This window comes from Pseudothermotoga elfii DSM 9442 = NBRC 107921, assembly GCF_000504085.1.
Lineage (GTDB): Bacteria > Thermotogota > Thermotogae > Thermotogales > DSM-5069 > Pseudothermotoga_B > Pseudothermotoga_B elfii.
Genome location: NC_022792.1, coordinates 493,810 through 513,782, shown reverse-complemented (window position 1 = coordinate 513,782; position 19,973 = coordinate 493,810). Strand labels below are relative to the sequence as shown.

Below are 19,973 nucleotides of genomic sequence, written 5' to 3'. Positions count from 1 at the left end.
GTAGTAAATGAGAGATTTCAGGGAAATTTCTTTATGGAAGAATGTTACTGAAGATGAGTGGAACGACTGGAAATGGCAATTGAGAAACAGGATAATGAATCTTGATGTTCTTCAAGAAGTTGTCAATCTAACCGACCAGGAAAGAGAAGGAGTGAGACATTCGCTGAAATTTTTGAGAATGGCAATAACTCCCTACTATGCTACACTGATGGACCCGGAGAACCCAAGATGCCCTATACGAATGCAGGCAATTCCAACTGCAAAAGAACTTAACATTTCACAGGAAGAGATGATTGATCCCCTTCACGAGGATGTCGATTCTCCTGTTAAGGGGTTAACACATCGATATCCAGATCGCGTTTTACTACTGATAACTGATCAATGCTCGATGTACTGCAGGCATTGCACCAGGAGAAGATTCGCAGGCGAAACAGATTCTCCATTATCAGACGAACTTCTAAACAGCGCTATTGATTACATAAAGCAAAACAAACGTATAAGAGATGTACTTCTCTCAGGCGGAGATCCTCTGACTTTATCGACAGAGAAATTAGAAAACATAATAAGCCGTATCAGAGAAATAGAACACGTCGAAATCATACGAATTGGTACCCGCGTACCTGTGGTTTTACCAATGAGAATAACAGAAGAATTGACCAGTATGCTGAAAAAGTACCATCCAATCTGGTTGAACACACATTTCAATCATCCAAAAGAAATTACACCTCAATCACGCAGGGCTCTTTCCATGCTCGCAGATGCGGGTATTCCCCTTGGTAATCAGAGCGTTTTACTCAGAGGTATCAACGATTGCCCACAAATCATGAAAAAACTGGTCCATGAACTGGTCAAAAATCGTGTAAGACCTTACTATATATATCAGTGCGATCTATCGCGGGGCCTTTCACATTTTAGAACAACTGTGGCTAAAGGCATAGAAATAATCGAATACCTCAGAGGGCACACCTCTGGATTTGCAGTGCCAACTTACGTTATAGATGCACCTGGTGGTGGAGGAAAAATACCCGTGGAGCCTCAATATCTTATCTCAATGGGTGAAGGTAAAGTTGTTCTGAGAAATTACGAAGGAGGAATATTTGTCTACCACGAGCCACGCAATTACAAAAGTGAATGTAATGACAATTACTTAGAAGAGGAAAGAAAAAGCACAGATGGGATCGCTTCATTGCTGAGTGGCGAGAGAAGATATTTAATACCAGAGTCAGCCGACAGAATTCGGAGGATAAAAAATTGGCACAGAGAATAGTCTACGTGATTGGCAACACCAAGAATGCGGGCAAGACGACAGTTGTTAAGCATTTGCTAAAGCAAATGAAAAATGCTTGCATCGCAAGTATAGGGCTTGATGGGGAAAATCTTGACACACTTAGTAATGTGCCAAAACCTTCAATTCAAATACCAGCGGGAACATATGTTGTTAGTTGTGAAAAATTTCTTCAAGGTTCTCACTTTGAATTATTAGAATTGCTTGAAGATAACCCATTAGCCGGGGCGGTTTTCCTCGCCAGAGCCCTTGTAGAATCAAAAGTCGTAATAGCTGGAGCAAATACCAGTGTAATTTCTTCAATTCAGAAAAGGAAAGAATTTGACAGCATCATCGTTGATGGCGCACTGGACAGGATCGTTCATGCCGGGTTCGCAGATAACGCAGAAATTGCCATAGTTATAGGGACAAGTAATCACAGTAACACAGTCGAGTTGCAAAAATTTATCGAACGCATACTTTCATCTTTAATGATACCACTAGCTCCATTTCAGATAAAAAAGCTATTTGAAAACAAACACACTGTTTGCGGATTAACATCAGATGGCAAAGTAAAAGATCTTGGTTCATCACTTCTGAACGATTTAAAAACCATCGAAAAATACGAATGGATTTTTGTGCCCGGTGTGATCACAGAAGAAATTGTTGAAAGATTGAGAGATATCAGAATCTGTTTACTGAATCCATTCAGCTTTTTCGGTATTGCCTCAAAATTTGATAATATATATACTATGAGAAAGCTTTTTGTGAGAGGAATTTATTTGAATTTTTTCAACAGGCCGGATCTCGAAATCCGAATCTGTAAAACATTGGAATCGTTTGGTTATAAGGCAGTTGATATACTCTATGTCACTCACAGGAGGGATAACGATGGTTAGGTTAAAAACAAATGTTGGGGAATTCACCAGTAAGATCTCGATCGTCTCAAAAACAATTCCTTCCAAAACTATCAAACCCATTATGGCCTGTATTCTGTTTGATATATCTCATGATGGAACTTTTCTGCATGCTACAGATCTGGAGACTGGCGTTAAAGCACGTATGGAATCTGAAGCAGATGGGGAAGGAAAGTTTGCGGTAGATGCAAAGACTGTTTATGAGATAGTCAGAACTTTGCCAAACGAAGAAGAGGTCCTCTTAGAATTCTCATCTAATCTGATGACTTTAGAGTGCGGACGGAGCAAGTTCCGCCTGCCGACAATGGACCCAGGAGATTTTCCAGAAATTTCACTCACCACCGAAGGCAATACTCTAATGCTGGATGCAAAAACAATAAACGACATGATTGAGAGAGTTACTTTCTGTGCTGCTAAGGATGAATTTATGAGAAATCTAAATGGGGTCTTCTGGGAAATTGGCAATGGCTTTCTCAGGCTGGTGGCTTCTGATGGCTTCAGGCTTGCACTAAGTGAAGAAAGATTAAATGCGCAATCAGAATCGAGTTTTCTGATATCCCTGAAGAGTATGAAAGAACTGCAGAGTATTGTTGAAAGCTGCCTCGATTCAGAAATCACTATAAGATACGATGGAAAACGCTTGTCGCTGAACACCAAGGATATAGAAACCGTTATGAGAGTGGTAGAAATAGATTTTCCAGACTACAGAAAAGTTCTACCAAAGGCATTTAAGAGCAAAGTTGTTCTGCCAAGAGATGAAATATCTGAGGCTCTGAAAAGAACAATGGTCATTGCAAAACGAGGAAGCGAATCAGTTCGACTTGAAATATCTGAAGACACATTGATCTTAAGCAGTCGAAGCCCCGATTATGGTGAGGTAAATGAGGAAATTCCCATAAAAAAAGAAGGAGAAGATATAACAATTGCCTTCAACCCTCTTTTCTTGCTTGAAGCTATGAGACATGTCCACACAGAAGAAGTCGAACTTAACTTTGTCGACAGCACAAGCCCATTGCAGATCAATCCGCTAAATGTTGAAGGATATTTGTATATCATAATGCCGATAAGAATTGTTTGAACATGGAGATATTGTGTGAAAGAGTGAATAAATCTTTTTCAGCGAGAAAAGCGCTTGACAGTGTTTCATTTCATGTTTGTGCAAATAGTGTGGCTATTCTGGGGTTGAATGCCGCAGGAAAATCTACCTTGTTAAGAATATTTGCAACAATTCTAAAACCGGATGGAGGAACAATAAGCATAAACGGGCTGGATATCTTAAGAGATTATCGAAAATTACGCCAGATTATGGCATTTGTTCCAGAAACCTCATTTTTGATAGAAGAGCTGAGTGCGGTAGAAAATATAAGGCATTTTTCAACTCTCAGGAAAGTCAGAGTTGACCCATCGGAGATAATTCAGAAATTTTCTATATCCCCTGCAAAAAAACCAGCAAGAACTCTCTCCAAGGGTATGAAACAAAGACTTATGATAGCAATCGCACTCATAGGAAAACCAGAATTATTGATACTGGATGAACCGACAACAGGTCTTGATAGAGAAGCAAAAATGGCTCTTATTGAGATACTCAGCGGGATGAGAAATCAGGGGACTTCAATCATCTTGAGCACTCACAGCGAAAAAGAAGTAAGGGAAATAGCCGATTCTGTTGTTGTGCTGGAAAAAGGCAAAGTGCTGCTTTATGGCAGCACGGATCAGGTACTAAAAGATCTTACATAATCACGTGTAAACACTTGAAAGAAAATCTCTCACATTTGTCGTGTGGGGGCAAGTGAAAAAGTCAACTGGATTTCCCTCTTCGATTATTACTCCATTCTCCATATAAACAATTCTCGTTGCGACATTCCTCGCAAACCCTATTTCATGCGTCACCACGACCATCGTGTGACCATCCGCTGCTAATTTTTTCATAACCTGATGTACTTCATTGACAAGAGTTGGATCTAAAGCTGATGTTGGTTCATCAAAAAGAATCAAATCCGGTTTCATTGCAAGTGCTCTTGCTATAGCAACTCTTTGCTTCTGCCCTCCTGACAGTTGTGATGGATAACTCCGCGCCTTGTCAGACAAACCAACCATTTCAAGGCAGTTCATGGCTACGTCATAAGCTTCACTTTTAGAAAGTTTTTTAACTCTCAATAAACCCAGCATAACATTCTGCACGACTGTTAAATGTCTGAATAGATTAAAATGCTGAAAAACAAAACCTATTTGAGATCTTATCTGCCTGAGAACTCTCATATCATCTGAAAGTTTTTCGCCCTTGAAGAGGATATATCCTTCATCTGGTTTTACTAAATAATTCATAATTCTCAAAAGCGTAGATTTACCAGCACCAGAAGGCCCCATTATTACAACTATTTCACTCTTATCCACTTGCAAGGAAACACCGTTTAGCACCTTTGTATTTCCAAAAGATTTGTGAACATCAACAACCTTCAATAAACTCACGGTATAGCAAGCCTCCTTTCAAGCCAGTGCCCAATCAAAGACAAAATGCTTGTAACCGCCACATAAAAAACAGCTATAGTCAAGTAACTTTCAAAAGAAGCGAGTGTTTGTGTACCAACCTGCCTGCCCGTCATGGTTAATTCGGCAAGCGCTATCACAGAGGCTAACGAACTGTCTTTCACAAGACTTATAGATTGCCCGATAAGTGCTGGCAAGGAAATTCTTATTGCCTGGGGAAAATGTACATAGAAGAAAACTTCTGATTTTGTTAAACCAAGTGAAAAAGCTGCTTCAAGTTCGCCTTTATCAACTGCATCAAGACCAGATCTTACAATTTCCGCAATATATGCTCCTTCAAAAGCAGATAAACCCATCACAGCCGCCCAGAATCTATCGAATGGAATTATACTTCCAAGACCATAGTAAGTCAGCAAAATCACAACAAGTAAGGGGGTGTTCCTGAAGAAAAAAACGTATAGTATCGCAAATTCTCTGAAAATACCACTTGACCTTCTCATAAGAGCGAAAACTATCCCCACAGCAAATGAAATAAGCAGTGAAAACCCACTTAAACTCATAGTCATTACCAAACCATTTATGAACACACGACGATATTTCAGAACAACTGTCCAGTCGAAAGGATAGACCCGGGAAATTGCAAGATAAATTGCAATCATAACTCCTGCCGTCATGGCAATGGCATAAACTTTTTTCACTGCTACCACCTCCAAAAGTGAGGGCAGGGCCCTCACTCGTTGCCAAGCCACTTCTGATGCAATTCTTCTATCAGACCACTGGTTTTCGCCCACTGAACAAAAGTATCAAACCATCTTAGAGCCTCCATGTCTCCTTTTCTGATAGCTATTCCAAGATCTTCTCTGCTCAAGAGTTCGTTTGTCATACCAAGGGTTTCATATTTTTGAGTGAGAAATTTGACATAGATAGAATCATTAACCATTATATCCGCGCGTTTCGAAACTACCTGAAAGGCTGCTTCATCCATAGTAGAGAAAGTTAAAATCTCAGCCTTTGGAAATTTTCTTCTTGCAGTAAATTCTCCCGTTGTTCCCAGCTGGACAGCTATCTTTACAGGCTTATCAGCCAAATCTTGATAGGTTGGTGGTGTCTTAAAAACACTTTTGTTGTAGAGAATTGCCTGACCAACTGTTAAATACGGCGCTGAAAAATTCACCTTTAAAGCTCTCTCTGGCGTGATAGTCATACCAGAGAAGATAATGTCGAACTTTCCGGAAATTAAAGCCGGTATGATTCCATCCCAGTTGACAATTACGTACTCTACCTTTACTCCAAGTATTTCTGCTATTTTGTTTATAAGTTCAACTTCAAGTCCAACTCGCTCACCTTTTTCATCAGTACCATAGAGCGGCATATATCCTTCATCCTGACCAACTCTGAGTACGCCTCTTTTCTGAATATCATCGATCAAAGAAGCCAAACCTGTAAACAAGAGAGCGGTTACAATTAAAATGACAAAAAACCTTCTCACCAAAATCACCTCCTGTGATATAAAAAAAACCGGGCTACTTTTCAGCAGCCCGGTTTTTTCTCTATCTTCCCTTTAAGCAGCACCACAACAGATGCTACCCGGGAAGAAAACCGGGCTGCCTCTGTTGTAATGCTTTATCATTTGAGATGCTTTCTTTTCAAATAAATTTATAAACATTTGAGCAACTCCTATCACTATTTTTCCAAAATAATACTACATTAAAGCACACATGTCAACCTGTTTTTAATCTCCAGCTACATCCAAAAACTCGACCAGTACAGAAGGAGTATAGAATGAATCAGAAACGAGCTTAATGTCATTTCCTACCCCTTCTATACGCCTGAGCAGGTCGATGAAGTTCCCGGAGATAGTAATTTGTTCAACTGGCTTGACTATCTTTCCGCCTTCAACTTGATATCCAAGTGCACTCACCGAAAAATCCCCTGAAACAGTTCTCACACCAGAATGCAATCCATCAAGCGCTGTTATAACAAGACCACTATCAAGTTCCTTCAGCAAATCATCAAAACTTTTACTGCCTGGTTCTACAATAACGTTTAATGGGACGCATTTGCTCTCAAAGACATTACCTGTTGGTAAGACTCCATCTTTTTTCGCTGATTTGAGAGAATGAAAATATGTAGTTAAAGTACCATCCTTAACAAATTCTTTTTTCATTGTTGGAACACCTTCATTATCAAATGATCTCCGAACAGGTGTTTTGTTCGAAAGAGGATCTTCTATCAGTGTCAATTTTTCACTCGCAATCTGTACACCAAGCTTTCCCTTAAGGGGGGATAGACCTTTCTGTACATTTTCAGCAGAGAAAATCGGCAAAAACGCCGTGAACAGTTCCGCAAAGACATCACGTCGCAGAATCGCCCGATATTTTCCAGAAGAAACACTACTTGCACCAAGCTGTGAAAGAGCTTCATTGGCTGCTTGAGAAACTACCTCTTCAAAATCTATATCTGATGGTTTTGAAGCAAAACAAACCTTTGTCCCTCTCTTTGGCTTCTGACCATCCGAAGCAATCAGATAAATGAAAGCAGCTCCAAGGCCAGTACTTTCCTTCAATTGTAGGCCACTGGTATTAAAGAGTGTTATGTTACGTCTTTCATGCTCATACGCACTCATTATGACCATTGTTATTCTTTTATCAACAGAAAGCGCCTTCTGTTCCATCATTTTTGCAAAATCTATTTTTTCTTTAACTGATATCCGCTCGAATTCATCCACAAAATTTTGGGCAGGTGAATATTCTCCTGAGCCATCGTAAATCACATCTTCTTCAAGAGTATCGGTAACTTCCAGATTCTCATATGCGCTTTCGACGAGAAATTCCGCAGTTTTTTCATCAAGGATTTCACTGGTTGAAAATGATGATTTGCCATTTTTAATACCCTTAAATACTATTTTGAAAGATTCGGCATCTGTGTAGTTTTCTATATTTTGCTTACTGATGACTACACCAAACTCTTTTCTGTTAGTTAAAAGTAATTGACTGTCATCAAATCCCTTCTTCTTTGCCAGAAGAAACACCTTATCTCTAAAATCATCTATTTTCATTTGTTTCGCCCCCCAACAATGAGTTCGCTTACCCGTATAGTGGGTTGACCAACGTCCGCTGGAATACTTCCTGAAATCGATCCACACATTCCCTGGCCTCTAGCTAAATCGTTGGCAACCATATCTATTTTTGCTATAACATCTGTTCCTTTACCGATAAGCGTTGCACCCCGTACTGGCTTTGTGATCCTCCCTTTTTCTATCAAATAACCTTCTGCTACAGCAAAATTAAACTCCCCTGTTGAAGGATGCACTGATCCGCCACCCATTTTTTTCGCATAAAGCCCGTATTCAGTTGCAGCAATTATTTCTTCTGGAAGATGTTTGCCCGGTAATATAAAAGTATTACTCATTCTGGAAGTCGGTGCAAATTTATAACTTTGTCTTCTGCCACAACCATTTGGCTTCATTCCCATTTTCTTTGCATGGAACCGATCAACCAGATACGATTTCAGAACACCATTTTCTATCAGCACATTACGTTGTGTTGGCGTGCCTTCATCATCGATATTCGCAGAACCCCAAGCATTAGGGATTGTTCCATCGTCAACAGCCGAAACACATTCGGCAGCAACTTTTTGATTTAATTTTCTAGCAAAGACCGAGGCACCTTTTGCAACAGAGGTTGCCTCAAGCGCATGCCCACAAGCTTCGTGAAAGATTACTCCGCCAAATTCATTTGCAATCACAACAGGCATTTTCCCCGCCGGCGCATGATCTGCTTTTACCATTCTGTCAGCTACCCTCGCTGCCTCAGCACCTATATCATGAGGATTGAATAAATTGAAAAATTCTATACCCATAGCTGCCCCTGGTCCATAAAATCCAGATTCCTGCTCCCCGTCTTTTGAAGCCACAGCATTGACCATTAACCTCGTCCTGACTCTGCGATCCTCAGCGATCAAACCATCAGAGTTAGCTATGAACACTTTTTGATCGTAATCCCAATATCTGATAAGAACTTGCGTTATAAGGCTTGAATAACCCTTGGCACCTTCATACGCCAATTTCATTATTCTCGCTTTGTCAGTTTTTGAAACTTCCTGTGGATAATAAAATATTAAATGATTGTTTTTCACATCATTTCTTGTCATATCAATCTTTTTTTCGCTTCCATTGCCTGCCGACAAAGCCTGTATAAGCCTATCCACCATTGAAATGAGTTGTTCTCTGGCAAAAACATTTGTGTAGGCATACACCTGCTGATCATTTTTGAAAAGCCTCAACCCTATTCCGAATTCTCTGTCACTACTGGCTGTGTCGATTCTTCCATCCGTCATCGTCATAACCGTGCTGGTCCTGTCTTCAGAGAATATTTCCACAAATTCGGCACCTTTTTTAATTCCATAAACTATTACGTCCTGAACAACTTTCTCATCAAGCAATTTTTGCACCTCCTCAAATATTTATTCTATCATTCAAAGATTTATAATGCTAAAATTATGGCCAGAGGTGAAAAAATGGAGTTAGTTGTACTTTGCAGTGCTGGATTGGAAAAAGCTCCGTGTATTGAATTAAAAAAACTCGGTTTCAAAATCAAAACAACAACATCTGGTCATGTTCATTTTGATGGCCATCTGATCGATATCCCTAAACTGAATCTTTATTTAAAAAGTGCTGACAGGGTGATGATCAATGTAACAGATTTTCCATCAGAAACCTTCGATGAATTATTCGAAGGAACTTTTAGCGCTAATTGGAATGAACTGGTACATAAAAGAGGAACAATAGTGGTTGAAAAAGTAAAGATTACAAACTCAAAACTATCCGCAAAAGGGGCCGTAGCTTCAATTGTGAAGAAAGCCATTTACAGCAAAATAAAATCCGACAATCAGCCCGATGGTATTATATATCCAATGTACATATACATAAAAAACAATTTTGTCAGTCTAATGCTTGACACAACAGGTAAAAACAGCCTGAGCAAAAGAGGTTACAGAATGAAAACCTCATCTGCCCCATTGCGTGAAACAATAGCAGCCGCCCTGATACTGATAAGCGGGTGGGATCAGGAGGTTCCGCTGATCGATCCATTCTGTGGTAGTGGTACCATAGCAATTGAAGCTGCGAGAATTGCTTTACAAATGCAAAATAACAAACGAAGTTTTTCATTTGAAAACTGGCCATTGTTTAAAGATTTAAAACCATCGATTGTCAACCAGCATGAATGCAAGCGAACAGTGGCGATAGGGTACGACAAAAACCCGGATATTTTGCAAGTGGCAAATGAAAACGCCATAAGAGCTGGTGTAAAAAAATATGTGAGATTTCACTGCAGCGATTTTGAAAAATTACCCATATTCCATGAAAAACTACACATTGTCACTAATCCACCATTTGGTTTAAGAATGAGAGAAGGAAATGCAAGTTTCTACAGAAAACTCTCAAAATTGAGAAAAATCTTTCCAGATGCCCGGTTATGTCTGATAACCCCAAGAGAAGATTTACAAAAAATGATCTCAATAAAATTGCAAAGAAAATTCAGATTTCAAAACAGCGGTTTGTGGACCTGGTGTTACATCTTTTGAAATCAAAGAAGGGGCAAAAGCCCCTTCTTTAAGCCATTTTTTCTGCTTCAGCAGCTCTCGGTGTTTCTTCTATTTGGATATTTGCAAAAGTTTCAAGGCCAGTTCCAGCTGGCACCAGTTGTCCAACTATAACATTTTCTTTCAGGCCTTCAAGCAAATCTATACTTCCCTCAACAGCAGCTTCAGTTAAAACCTGCGGTGTTTGTTGGAATGAAGCCGCACTGAGCCAGCCTTTTTGCTCAAGGGATGCTTTTGTTATCCTCAAAAGCCTTCGCCTGTACCTCATAGGTTCCTTAGGAGCAATTTGATATGTAATCTGTTTGCCTTCATCATATATGCATATTTCCTTTACGCCAGATTCCACGGCCTTTTCAAGAATTTCTTCAGTTACTTCTGTTCCCTCAGATGCTATTTCTTCAACTTCATCACTAACTTTTGCAACTACCTTTTTCGCAAGTATTTTACCCAGAACAAAATTTCTATTGCTTTGGGCATTTGCATTTTCTCTCAAAATTTTCTCGTTTATTTTCTCAGCTTCAGATATAGTCATAAGTTGGCCTGGCAGAAAATCTGTATCTCCCGGATCAACTATTTCAACTCTGCCAAGCATTTGTTTTATGATAATCTCAAAGTGCTTATTGTGTATCTCGACACCCTGCTCTACGTAGACTTTCTGCGTTTCTTTCAATAAATACATTGCCGTTGCCTCAACTCCAAGTGTATCCATTAATTTTCTAAGTCTGATTGCCCCTGTCGTGAGTGGTGTTCCAGGTAAGACCTTCTGACCAATCCTAACCTTCACTTTGGTTTTCTCCGGAACTTCGTATTCGTGTATACCTCCCGAATAATCTTCAATGTAGATTTTCTGCCTTCCTTCCACTTCTTTAATATCTTTCACAAAGCCTGTTTCAGTACTGAAAATTCCCTCAGGTTCTTTAAGTTTTTTCCTTGCTTCGAAAAGCTCTTCAGCTCTCGGCAACCCCTGAGTTATATCTGCTGTAGTAGCTATTCCACCCGTGTGAAAGGTTCTCATGGTCAGTTGAGTTCCAGGCTCACCTATAGACTGCGCTGCAATTATACCAACCGCTTCACCAACATTGACAACTTTGTGATTGGACAAATCCATGCCATAACACATTGCGCAAACACCTTTTTCTGCTTCGCATGTAAGCACTGACCGGACATAGATATTGGGTCTAACTTTGATCTGACTTACTCCATTTTCTTCCAGAATCTTTGCTGTTAATTCGTCTATTTCTTCTCGAAGGACCACCAGTTCCTTTTCGCCCTTTTTATCTTTAATAACTTGTTCGGAAATAGTACCAACTACCGGGTACATCTTTATTTTGAGCTGCTTTTTGCCAGCATTCTTAGCATTTCTGACAACATCCCAGTTAAGTTCTGTTCCCTCTTCATAATAAACTCCGTCAACTGTTCTGATTTCCTCACATACTTCTGCATAACAGTGCGGAAGCTGGAGGCCTTGTAAGTCCAGTACCTGCTCAACACTGACAGGCACAGAAACCACGTACTCAGCCAGAAACTCGGCATCTTCATCAGAAAGCATGGCATTCCTAACATATTCTCTTCCTGTCACCGGATTTTTGATAACCTCTCCTGTCAATGGATCAACAACATCCCTTGAAAGAACCCTTCCAAAGAGAAAATCTTTCAGTTTCTGCACAGTGAGATCATCACTGATAAGTTCTACAGCTTTTAAACCTTCATGCGTACCACAATCAGTTGTTGTTATAACTATACTCTGTGCCACGTCGACTAATCTGCGGGTTAGATATCCTGCAGATGATGTCCTTAAAGCTGTATCGGCTGCTCCTTTTCTTGCACCATGTGTTGATATAAAGAATTCCATACTTGTTAAGCCTTCACGGAAATTAGATATGATAGGTATTTCTATCGTTTTTCCGGAAGGATCAGCCATTAAGCCCCGCATACCTGCAAGCTGTTTTACCTGATCTATATTACCTCTTGCACCGGAATTGACCATCATGAAAATCGGATTGAACGGATTTTCACCGAGAGCCTGCTGAGTAACAAACTGTACATCCTCTGTTGCTTTATTCCAGATCTTTATTATTTCTCTATATCTTTCATCAAAAGTAAGAAAGCCTCTTCTATATTCCTCTTCAACCTGTTCGACTCTTTGCTCAGCTCCTCTGATTATCTCATCTTTTTTCGGTGAAACAATCAAATCTTTCAAAGATATGGTCAATCCAGAAACTGTAGCGTAATGAAAACCAAGATCTTTCATGTCATCAAGAAGATCCGCGGTTGCATCTATACCGTGGCGCTTGAAAGTATCGTATATAAGATTCTTTATCTCTTTTTTTCCAAAAACACGCGTATAATCTCTCAGATCGGGAAGAATTATCTCATTGAAAATAATCCTTCCTACAGTCGTTTTAACAATTTTTTCCTGATCAGAAACTTTCACCTTTGCGAGAACAGGCGTATGAAGATCAACATAACCCAGAGAATATGCAAGAATAGCTTCTTCTGTTGAGCCAAATCGATATCGAATCTCCTCGGTTTTAACATCATCAAAATCTTTTCCAATAGCAGTCAGATAGTAAACACCAACGATTATATCTTTTCCGGGCATAGAAATCGGTTTTCCATGCGCAGGAGATATTATATTGTATCTTGACAGCATCAGATATTTGGCCTCTGCCTGTGCAGCTGCTGAAAGTGGAACATGAACTGCCATCTGGTCCCCATCAAAATCCGCGTTGAAAGGTGGACAAACCAGTGGGTGCAACTGTATTGCGTTACCTTCTATCAACTTTGGTTCAAATGCCTGTATAGACATGCGATGCAATGTTGGGGCGCGGTTGAGCAGCACTGGATGACCTTTTATCACCTCTTCAAGAATATCCCAAGCCTCAGGCATTTCCTTTTCTATAATTGCCTTTTTCATCTTACGTGCCGTTTTACTTGATTCTCCGCCTTCTTTCAGCAGCTGTGCAAGTACAAACGGCCTGAACAACTCCATAGCCATCTTCTTTGGTAAACCGCACTGGTGTATTTTCAAATCAGGCCCAACGACAATAACAGCTCTTCCTGAATAATCCACACGTTTTCCAAGTAAATTTCTTCTAAATCGACCCTTCTTACCCTTAACAAGATCTGTCAAAGACTTGAGGGCTCTTCCGTTTCTATCTGCAACAGCCTTTCCTATCCTTCCATTGTAAATAAGACTATCAACAGATTCCTGAAGCATTCTCTTCTCGTTTCTTACTATGATATCTGGTGCATTCAAGTCTAAAAGCCTTCTTAATCTGTTGTTCCTGTTTATTACCCTCCTGTATAAATCATTTAAATCTGTTGTGGCAAATCTACCTCCATCTATTTGAATCATTGGCCTGAGTTCAGGAGGTATGACTGGCACTGCTTCAAGAACCATCCATTCAGGTTTTGTTCCCGATTTAATGAGGTTTTTTACGATCTTCAACCTCTTCAATAATTTGAGAGCCTTTCCGCTGCTTCTTGGCAATTGTGAAAGTTCCGATTCGATCTGAGCTTTCAATTTCTCAAGGTCTATTTTTTCAAGAAGCTTTTTGACAGCGGCTGCTCCATAATGTGCTTCGATTTTCCCCGGATACAGCTCTTTATAAGCTTCATATTCGCTTTCTGTTATGATAGAACCCACAGAAAGGCCTGTTTCCTTTGAAAGTTCATCGTCTATTTCGGTTACCGCAACAATTGGTCTATCATTCTCGACTTCAGCTTCTACGGTGAATTGCTGTGGGTAATAGTCTTCAAAAATCTTATATTCATGAGCTGACAGAACCTCATCTTCAAATAAAAATCTATCAGCTAAGTAATCTCCTGCTTTTACTTTGTCCCCATCATTCACATATGGAAGTGACCCTTCAAAAATCGGGTACCGCTTTTCTTGAATGAGCTGCTCGACATAAAGCATACCCGCTGATAGCACTTCGTAAGTGTCATCTTCCAGCGGTCTAACATTGAGCTCTTTTCCAAAAACAACTTTTCCTGAGGCAGGACTTGTAATTGCAGGTATTGTTCCTCCGCTCAATAATTCATCCGCTGCCTTGACTTTGCTACCATTTTTTACCAGAACTCTTACACAGTATGGTATGGTAACAGTCACCGGTTGTTCTTTACTTGTAGTAAGTGGTTTAATAGTCAAAGTTGAAGCGATTTCGTCTATCTCCACTGTTCCATCAAAAGGTGCATAAAATGGGGCGATTTGCTTTTCAGGTACTAATATTGTCCCTTCTTTGACCTCTTGGCCATTTTTGGAGAGTAGAATCATACCAGGCTGGAGCTGAATGGGAATTTTCTTACTATCCTTGACGGTTATCCAGATAATCTCCCGCCCTGTGTTGGTTTGTTCTGACTTTATAGACACTTCACCATCAATATCAGAAACAACTGGTGATTTTGGATTTTTAACAGTTACAGCAATTTCAGCGTCGAAATCTAAAACCTTTTTGTAAACCTCATATTCTGTCTCATAGAGAACATCACCAGCGGCAAATTGTGTCTTTTTTGAATCTGTGATTATATAACTGCGTTCAATAATTCTTCTGCTTCCATGATAAACTATGTTTTCAAGATCGCGAGCCGGTATATTCAACAGAGTTGAAAGTATGCTTGGGCTGCTCTTGAGATACCAAACGTGAACAACCGGCGCAGCAAGCTCAATATGGCCCATTTTCTTCCTGCGAGCTTCTTTTGACTCAACTCTGACACCACATCTTTCACACACAGTGCCTTCATACTTTTTTCCTTTGTACTTACCGCAGGCGCATTCATAATCTTTCGTTGGTCCGAAAATCTTTTCACAAAATAAACCATCTCTCTCTGGTTTAAAAGACCTGTAGTTTATAGTTTCCGGTTTTTTCACTTCTCCACTTGACCATGCACGAATAATTTCTGGAGAAGCTACACTTACTCTCACTGAAGCAATTTTTCTCTTAAAAGTTGATATCGCCATACGTTCCCCTCCTCGGCAGGTTTCTCAAACCCGGTCAATATCAATTTCGTTGCCATTCTCGTCGTACACCCTGATATCAAGAGCAAGTCCTCTTAACTCTTTGATCAAAACACGAAAACTTTCTGGTATACCGGGTTCTGGTATATTCTTGCCTTTGAGGATAGCCTTGTAAACCTCGTTCCTGCCTTTTATATCATCAGATTTAATGGTGAGCATTTCATTGAGCGTATGCGCAGCTCCATGTGCCTCCAGAGCCCAAACTTCCATTTCACCAAATCTTTGGCCACCAAACTGTGCCTTACCTCCAAGAGGCTGTTGATGTATTAGAGAATATGGTCCTGTTGAACGGGCATGTATCTTGTCCTTCGCAATATGAACCAGCTTCATCATATATATATAACCAACGACAATTGGCTCTGCAAATGACTCACCAGTTCTTCCATCCCTCAGCACAACTTTGCCTGAAGGTTCATTATCACTATCTCCTTCTTCAAGACCAACTGCCCGTCTTTCCTCATATAACCACGGCAATATCTCATTTTCCTTGGCACCATCAAAGACAGGTGTTGCAAACCAGTTTCGCGTAAGTTTAGCAAGCCAACCAAGATGTGTTTCAAGTATCTGACCAACATTCATTCTTGATGGCACTCCAAGTGGGCTCAAAACCAGCTGAACAGGCGTACCATCGGGTAAAAATGGCATATCTTCTTTTGGAAGAATTTTTGATACCACACCTTTGTTTCCATGTCTTCCAGCAAGTTTGTCTCCAACTTCGAGAGTCTTTCGACAAGCGACATAAACCTTAACCAGTTTGTTGACCCCTGCACCAAGATCTGTTTCTTCGTCTTTATCGAACACTTTAACATCTATAACTCTGCCATCGGTTCCATGAGGAAGCCTGAGTGAAGTATCTTTAACATCTTTTCCTCGTTCGCCAAAAACAGATCTTATGATCTTCTCCTCGGGTGTAGTTTCACCTTCACCTTTTGGTGTTACCTTACCAACCAGAATATCCTGGGGTCCAACATAAGCACCTACCCTGACTATTCCATTTTCATCGAGGTTTCTCAGCGCTTCTTTACTCACGTTGGGAATATCAACTGTTATTTCTTCTGGTCCAAGTCTTGTATCTCTGGCCTGAGTCTCGTAAACTTCTATGTGAATTGAAGTGAAGGTGTCCTCTTCCAAAAGTTCTTCGCTTACCAATATCGCATCTTCGAAATTGTACCCTTCCCATGGCATGAAAGCAACCAGTACATTTTTCCCGAGTGCGAGTTCTCCCATATCAGTTGCCGGACCATCTGCAATCACGTCCCCTGCCTTTACTATGTCTCCAATATCTACTATTGGACGTTGATTTACCGTTGTATCTTGATTTGTTCTCATGAATTTCATTAATCTGTATTCATCCAGAACAGGTTTACCATTTTTCAAAACAGGTTTACCATTTTCATCCATTCTTTCAATAACTATTTTTCTTGAATCAACTTTCTTAACTCTACCGCTGTATTTGGCTTGAACAACATAACCAGAGTAAAGTGCCGCATCATACTCGACACCAGTAGCAACAAACGGAGCTTCGGGTTTCACAAGAGGAACTGCTTGTCTCTGCATATTTGATCCCATTAAAGCTCTATTTGCATCATCATGCTCGAGGAATGGAATAAGTGATGTTGAAACGCTCACTATTTGCTTTGTTGAAACATCCATGAATTGGACTTTATTTTTCTCAACAAACTGCAATCTTTCCATGAATCGCACAGGAACTCTTTCATCAAGTATTCTGCCATCTTTGTCAATCTTGATTGTGCACGGAGCTATATTGTAATGTTCTTCTTCATCGGCTGTCAGATAAACGATTTCACTGGTAACAACCCCATTGACAACTTTTCTATATGGAGTGGTTAAAAAACCAAATTTGTCAATATTCGCATACACCGCTAATGAAGTTATAAGACCTATGTTTGCACCTTCGGGTGTTTCTATTGGGCACATCCTTCCATAATGAGAATGATGCACGTCCCTAACTTCGAATCGAGCTCGCTCTCTTTTCAATCCGCCTGGGCCCACTGCAGTTAATCTCCTTTTATGTGTTAATTCGGCAAGTGGATTAACCTGTTCCATAAACTGGGATAGCGGACTGGTTGCAAAAAATTGATTGATACCAGCTATTATCGTTTTTACATTTATCAGGCTCTGAATAGATATCTTGTCGAGTGAAGCATAAAGCGTCAAGCGTTCTTGAATTAATCTCTGAGCACGAGCAAAGGCTCTTTCAAACTCCAATTTTATTAATTCACCGACAGTTCTGACCCTTTTGTTTCCAAGATGGTCTTTTGTGTCCATTATTTCCGGATTTTTACTTACATCAAGCAAATATCTACTTGCAAGTACTATATCCATAGGTGTTAAAACAGGATCTTCAGGATTATATTCCACTGATTCGACTTCTTCTTCTGGAAGTCCTTTAACTTGAGCGAGATATCTTCTGTAAGCCTGAGTCAATCTCTTGTTTATCTTGTATCTTCCAACATCAGACAGTTCAAATCTCTCGGTGCTGAAATATAAACTCGTCAAATATGCTTTTGCTGTGTTAACCCTGGGAATCTCTCCCGGCTTCAACTTTCTAAAAATCTCTACGTACGCTTTGGAAGAATCAACTTCCCCATAGGTATCTACCATCTTTTCCAGGGTCTTTTGGGCAGCAGGATGCGCTCTCACTACGGTTGCTATTTTGGATTCTAAAATAGCCTGTGATGCTGCCTTAGTTAAAACCCCACCTCTTTCTACAATTTTCTTTCCATCTAAAACAACATCATGGAGAATTATTGATCCAACAGCTTTTTCCATAGTGTATTCATCGTCAGCATCAATCGGATCAGGAAAGAGGTCCAAAATTTCAAGGTCGTCAGTGAACCCCAATGCTTTAAACAGCAAAAAGAGATTTATACGTCTTTTTCTGTCAATTCTCGCATAAAACATATTGTCTGCGCTGTAGTAGAGTAATTCCAGCCACGCACCTCTTACAGGTAGAAAATGAGCAACATAAATTGGAGATACAACCTGAGTTTTCGGAATTTCATCAACAAAGTAAACACCGGGCGCTCTCACAAGTTGACTGACAATAACTCTTTCCGCACCGTTAATTATAAATGTTCCATTTTCAGTCATGTGCGGTATCGAACCAAGGAAAGCCTCTTCTTCTCTCATCTCACCAGTATTTACATCAGTAATACGTACTGTGGTGTAAACCGGGACAGTGTAAGTAAGCCCTTTTTGTTTGCATTCTTCAACGGGCGCGTTTGGTTGTCCCACTTTTGTTGAAACAAATTCCAAGACGAATCCTTTTTCACCTTTTTTCAAATCACCTTTGTGAGGTTGAGAAGTAATTGGAGAGAATTTCTTGAGGACTTCTATTAATCCATTCTCAAGAAAATCTTTGTAAGAATCAATTTGAATTGATATGAGATTTGGAACTTTCACAGCATCATGGATGCGGCCAAAGGTGAGACGTTCCCTCTTCCCGTAACAAACGGTTCGCATCAAATCACCTCGTTTTGCGGTAAAATATTTCTCAGGAGCCGAAAACATGAGGTACCATTAAAGAGTAGAGACACCAAAGTATGTTAACACAAAACAACCTATACCAGCGATGCTGGTATAGGTTTGATACATTTTCTTTGCCTATAAGAAAAGCTTTTCACACTATTTCAAAGTAACCTCGGCGCCAGCCTCTTCGAGCTTCTTTTTTATGTCTTCTGCTTCATTTTTAGGAATACCACTTTTTACAATCGCATCTGGACTTCCGGCCTTCTCGACCAGATCTTTTGCCTCTTTCAAACCAAGACCGGTTATTTCTCTGACAACTTTGATAACACCTATCTTGTTGCTGCCAAAGCCTTTTAACAAAACATCAAATTCTGTCTTTTCTTCGGCCTGAGCCTGTTGCGCGCCTGCAGCAGGTGCTGCTGCAGCAGCCACTGCTATGGGGGCAGCCGCACTTACGCCAAATTTTTCCTCTAATGCCTTAACAAGCTCTGCGAGCTCCGCAACTGTTAGTTTTTCAATAGCTTCCACAATCTGCTCTACATTCATTTTACCACACCTCCATCATTTCGATTTCTTATCATGTATTGCATTCAAAGCATACAAAAGCTTTCTTATAGTGCCACTCAGAACATAAACAAGATTTGTCAGAGGAGCTTGCACTCTTCCAACGACCATTGCATACAATTCTTCCTTTGTAGGCAACGATGCCAATTTGCTTACGTCATCAGCGGTAAAATAGTTTCCTTCCAGAAATCCACCTTTAAATATTCCTTCGAGTTTTTTCTCTTTCGAAAAAGAGTGAGTGATCTTTATTGCTTCAATAGGATCATCAGACAGAACATAAAGCACCGCCGTTGGTCCTGCAAGTATACTTTGAAAGTCTTTTTCTGCATAACCAACTTTTGAAAGGGCACGGCCTATCAAAGTGTTTTTCGCAACCGTAAAGCGAGCTTCACGTTCATATTTAGAGTACAACCTTCTTCTTAGATCTCTCATCATAGCGACATTGAATCCTGAGTAATTAATGAACATTACAAGCGACGAGTTGGAAAAGTCATTTTCCAGTTTTTCAAGAACTGCCTCTTTTTGTTGTCTCGTTATCAATTTTGCACCTCCTTTCAATAAAAAAGGTCTCAAAAAGAGACCCCGCAGCAAAAGAAACTATATTATTAAACGTTTCTTTCGCCTC

The 19,973-nt window shown here is 40.1% G+C and carries 14 protein-coding genes and 1 other annotated feature (1 of these 15 running past the window's edge); of the genes, 5 read left to right on the top strand and 9 right to left on the bottom strand.

Features of this window, described 5'->3' with window-relative positions:
• The first annotated feature begins 7 nt into the window (after positions 1 to 7).
• The 4 genes from kamA to TEL01S_RS02395 are packed head-to-tail and all read left to right on the top strand — an operon-like array spanning position 8 to position 3,918.
• Positions 8 to 1,267, top strand: coding sequence for a lysine 2,3-aminomutase (gene kamA / locus TEL01S_RS02410; RefSeq protein WP_012002536.1), 1,260 nt, complete (start codon positions 8 to 10; stop codon positions 1,265 to 1,267).
• The gene (locus tag TEL01S_RS02405; protein ID WP_012002535.1) at positions 1,252 to 2,163 is read left to right on the top strand and encodes a hypothetical protein; all 912 of its coding nucleotides are present in this window, start codon (positions 1,252 to 1,254) and stop codon (positions 2,161 to 2,163) included. The genes kamA and TEL01S_RS02405 overlap by 16 nt, the downstream gene beginning before the upstream one ends.
• Positions 2,156 to 3,259: a DNA polymerase III subunit beta gene (gene dnaN, locus TEL01S_RS02400; RefSeq protein ID WP_012002534.1), complete on the top strand. Its 1,104-nt coding sequence runs from the start codon at positions 2,156 to 2,158 to the stop codon at positions 3,257 to 3,259. The genes TEL01S_RS02405 and dnaN overlap by 8 nt, the downstream gene beginning before the upstream one ends.
• 23 nt (positions 3,260 to 3,282) lie before the next feature.
• A complete protein-coding gene (locus tag TEL01S_RS02395) occupies positions 3,283 to 3,918 on the top strand; it encodes an ABC transporter ATP-binding protein (RefSeq protein WP_012002533.1) in 636 nt (211 codons plus the stop codon).
• On the opposite strand, the gene TEL01S_RS02390 is transcribed toward TEL01S_RS02395, so the two are convergent.
• From TEL01S_RS02390 to TEL01S_RS02370, 5 genes are all read right to left on the bottom strand, one after another.
• Positions 3,919 to 4,650, bottom strand: coding sequence for an amino acid ABC transporter ATP-binding protein (locus tag TEL01S_RS02390; protein ID WP_028843412.1), 732 nt, complete (start codon positions 4,648 to 4,650; stop codon positions 3,919 to 3,921). It lies immediately after the preceding gene.
• A complete protein-coding gene (locus TEL01S_RS02385; protein WP_012002531.1) occupies positions 4,647 to 5,366 on the bottom strand; it encodes an amino acid ABC transporter permease in 720 nt (239 codons plus the stop codon). Before TEL01S_RS02385 ends, TEL01S_RS02390 begins: the two co-directional genes overlap by 4 nt.
• Positions 5,367 to 5,398: 32 nt before the next feature.
• A complete protein-coding gene (locus TEL01S_RS02380; protein WP_012002530.1) occupies positions 5,399 to 6,157 on the bottom strand; it encodes a transporter substrate-binding domain-containing protein in 759 nt (252 codons plus the stop codon).
• A gap of 243 nt (positions 6,158 to 6,400) precedes the next feature.
• Positions 6,401 to 7,726, bottom strand: coding sequence for a TldD/PmbA family protein (locus TEL01S_RS02375; protein ID WP_012002529.1), 1,326 nt, complete (start codon positions 7,724 to 7,726; stop codon positions 6,401 to 6,403).
• Entirely contained in the window at positions 7,723 to 9,111 is a 1,389-nt protein-coding gene (locus tag TEL01S_RS02370) for a TldD/PmbA family protein (protein WP_012002528.1), read from the bottom strand. Before TEL01S_RS02370 ends, TEL01S_RS02375 begins: the two co-directional genes overlap by 4 nt.
• Before the next feature lie 75 nt (positions 9,112 to 9,186).
• Between TEL01S_RS02370 and TEL01S_RS02365 the strand changes: the two genes are divergently transcribed.
• Positions 9,187 to 10,254 (top strand): THUMP domain-containing class I SAM-dependent RNA methyltransferase, encoded by a 1,068-nt coding sequence (locus TEL01S_RS02365; RefSeq protein ID WP_028843413.1) that lies wholly within the window; start codon positions 9,187 to 9,189, stop codon positions 10,252 to 10,254.
• Positions 10,255 to 10,282: 28 nt separating this feature from the next.
• Here TEL01S_RS02365 and TEL01S_RS02360 read toward each other — a convergent pair whose 3' ends face one another.
• The 4 genes from TEL01S_RS02360 to rplJ all read right to left on the bottom strand — a co-directional run bounded on the left by TEL01S_RS02360 (position 10,283) and on the right by rplJ (position 19,888).
• Entirely contained in the window at positions 10,283 to 15,235 is a 4,953-nt protein-coding gene (locus TEL01S_RS02360; protein ID WP_012002526.1) for a DNA-directed RNA polymerase subunit beta', read from the bottom strand.
• A gap of 24 nt (positions 15,236 to 15,259) precedes the next feature.
• A complete protein-coding gene (gene rpoB / locus TEL01S_RS02355) occupies positions 15,260 to 18,778 on the bottom strand; it encodes a DNA-directed RNA polymerase subunit beta (RefSeq protein ID WP_012002525.1) in 3,519 nt (1,172 codons plus the stop codon).
• A 162-nt stretch (positions 18,779 to 18,940) separates the two neighbouring features.
• The gene (gene rplL / locus TEL01S_RS02350) at positions 18,941 to 19,330 is read right to left on the bottom strand and encodes a 50S ribosomal protein L7/L12 (RefSeq protein ID WP_012002524.1); all 390 of its coding nucleotides are present in this window, start codon (positions 19,328 to 19,330) and stop codon (positions 18,941 to 18,943) included.
• A gap of 15 nt (positions 19,331 to 19,345) precedes the next feature.
• A complete protein-coding gene (rplJ, locus tag TEL01S_RS02345) occupies positions 19,346 to 19,888 on the bottom strand; it encodes a 50S ribosomal protein L10 (RefSeq protein WP_028843414.1) in 543 nt (180 codons plus the stop codon).
• 10 nt (positions 19,889 to 19,898) lie between these two features.
• Positions 19,899 to 19,973: a sequence feature (ribosomal protein L10 leader region), on the bottom strand; it runs 64 nt beyond the window's last position.